We start from the raw sequence: 2,228 nt of genomic DNA on the forward strand, positions 1-2,228 counted from the left end.
CTTAAAAACGATCAATCTCAGGTTGTTCAAGAATCCAGTTCGACCAAACCAACCTGCCGAAAACACGGAACGAATTATCAATGAAATCGTAGCTTTGACCTTAAAAACTCATCAAACACATAACGCCGCGTTAAGTAGTGAGCAACGCTACCACCTAACTTAAACCATTGCACCGTAAACACTAAACCCAACGATGAAATGAAAAATGCCAAGCGTTGGGAATCTGTCTTAAACGCTTTGTTATGTGTTTTTTATTTGCTCAAACAATGCATCAGTCTGCTCTGCTGCTTCATTAGAAAAGTTAGTTAAACCACATAAGGCGTCATCAAAAACTTCGATTGCGAACAACAGCATAGAGCGAGAAAATTTACGACTGACTTTTTCCTTTGGTATTTTAAGTTTTCCGTTTTCTCTTTGGAAGTAAAGGCTATGCTCTCTAGCTTGGACTAATGCCGAACTCTTTGCCATTACCATAATACGGTTCATTTCTGCCTCACCTATTGCGTCTTGAAGTCGGGACCCCATAGCTACAGTAGGAAGAGCTGCTAACATGTGCTTTGTCTTATGGTCTTTGAATACATTCCGCTTTTTCTCGGGATGATTACCATTTGTGTGAGAGCCAAGATGGGCTTTTGCCACTTCTTCTAACACTGTAATACTGAAAAATAGTGAACTAGAGTAGCTCTTATTCATATACAAGCATGCTGAATTATCGAGCAACTCAACGATATGACTGATTGCTTTATCTAGCTCTTCAACACTTTGAATTAGGCGCTCATCCGAGTTATCTAATTCATATACAAGTTTCATTACTTCCATCGGAACTCCAAAACACATAACGCCCAATTAAGGGGTGAACAACGCCTCCACCCAAACCTAAAGCATTGTGCCATAAACACTAAATTTGAAGTAGAAGCAAAAGTGCCAAGCGTTGAGAATCCCTCTTAAATTGCTTGTTATGTGCCCGAACTCATTGTGTACTCTGGGTGTCCCGTATGCTCGTCCAGTTGCTCACTAACGACTGCAAAACCTTGAGACAAATAGAACTGATAACTAGCCTGATTTTCCTTATATACGGAAAGGCTCAATATCGCCCTTTGAGCTTTGGCATGCCTTAATAATTGCTTACCGATGCCTTTACCCTGAAATTCAGGAAACACGAATATAGCTGCCAAAGTACTTTCATACAGTGCATAAAAACCAACTATTTTTGACTCGATTTCATAAACGAAAACTTCTGAAGCAGGAATATAAATATTACGCATGCTCTCAACTTGAGATTCCCAGAAGCCAGCCGGTACGAAATCATGGGCTTTAACAGAGGCTTCAAGCCAGATTTCAAGAACCGAATCTAAGTCATTTGAATTATACTTTCTTATCATTTTCGAACTCTAGATTGTCAAATTTATCGGGGCAACATAACGCCCAATTAAGGGGTGAACAACGCCGCCACCCAAACCTAAAGCATTGCGCCATAAACACTAAACTGACTTGAAGTGAGGGCGCCAAACGTTGTGAATCCCTCTTAAATTGCTTGTTAGCATTATTGGTACTGCACGGCAAAGTATGCAGGATTGGCTTTGCTAGACTCATATGGGATGCCATAGTCATCCATAATCGCTTGAAGTCCGTTAAACACACCAAGCAAGAACATAATCAAGTGGAGCTCTTTACCATCAGACAGGACAACTTTTGCGGTTTGCTGCTGAGTTTCTGAGCCCTCTACTCTTCGACCATATAGGTCAACACTTACATAAGAAGTTTGTTCAGATTTGACTTTAGAAACTGTACTCGTACGATCTGAGCTCAAACCAAAATGCTTTGAAGCATTTGCTATATCTCGACAATACTTAAGGTATTCATTTTCATTACATTCTTCATGAAATTTCTTTTTAGCTTCCTTATCACTGTCAATCCCTAAGTATTTAATGCACCAATCTCTCATTGAATGCCCAGTAATACAAAAATTAAAGATATTGTCACACATGTCTTCAGGTGTTGATGAAAAGTGAGCCTTACGCCCGTCTCTCATTAACTTATAAAGCATATCTTTAGGTTCAACATAACCATATAAAATTCCCACAATCCCTCCTTGTAATGCTAACGCCCAATTAAGGGGTGAGCAACGCTACCACACAACCTAAAGCATTGTACCGTAAACACTAAATTTGAAGTAGAAGAAAAATGCCAAGCGTTGGGAATCCCTCTTAAATTGTTTGTTATGTGAA

3 protein-coding genes are annotated in these 2,228 nt (G+C 39.6%); all 3 read right to left on the bottom strand.

The features are described from left to right. Positions 1–240: 240 nt before the first annotated feature. A complete protein-coding gene (locus tag AACW06_RS19200) occupies positions 241–819 on the bottom strand; it encodes an AbiV family abortive infection protein (protein WP_192076284.1) in 579 nt (192 codons plus the stop codon). A 137-nt stretch (positions 820–956) separates the two neighbouring features. Continuing rightward, entirely contained in the window at positions 957–1,382 is a 426-nt protein-coding gene (locus AACW06_RS19205) for an N-acetyltransferase (RefSeq protein WP_080538360.1), read from the bottom strand. A gap of 161 nt (positions 1,383–1,543) precedes the next feature. Next, the gene (locus AACW06_RS19210) at positions 1,544–2,083 is read right to left on the bottom strand and encodes a hypothetical protein (RefSeq protein WP_192076285.1); all 540 of its coding nucleotides are present in this window, start codon (positions 2,081–2,083) and stop codon (positions 1,544–1,546) included. Positions 2,084–2,228: the final 145 nt, after the last annotated feature.

The organism is Vibrio sp. S12_S33, assembly GCF_963889785.1.
Taxonomy (GTDB): domain Bacteria; phylum Pseudomonadota; class Gammaproteobacteria; order Enterobacterales; family Vibrionaceae; genus Vibrio; species Vibrio aestuarianus.

Bases quoted from the DNA above. Each gene is read 5' to 3' on its own strand.
- AACW06_RS19200 (WP_192076284.1), bottom strand. From the start codon at position 819: ATGGAAGTAATGAAACTTGTATATGAATTAGATAACTCGGATGAGCGC.
- AACW06_RS19205 (WP_080538360.1), bottom strand. From the start codon at position 1,382: ATGATAAGAAAGTATAATTCAAATGACTTAGATTCGGTTCTTGAAATC.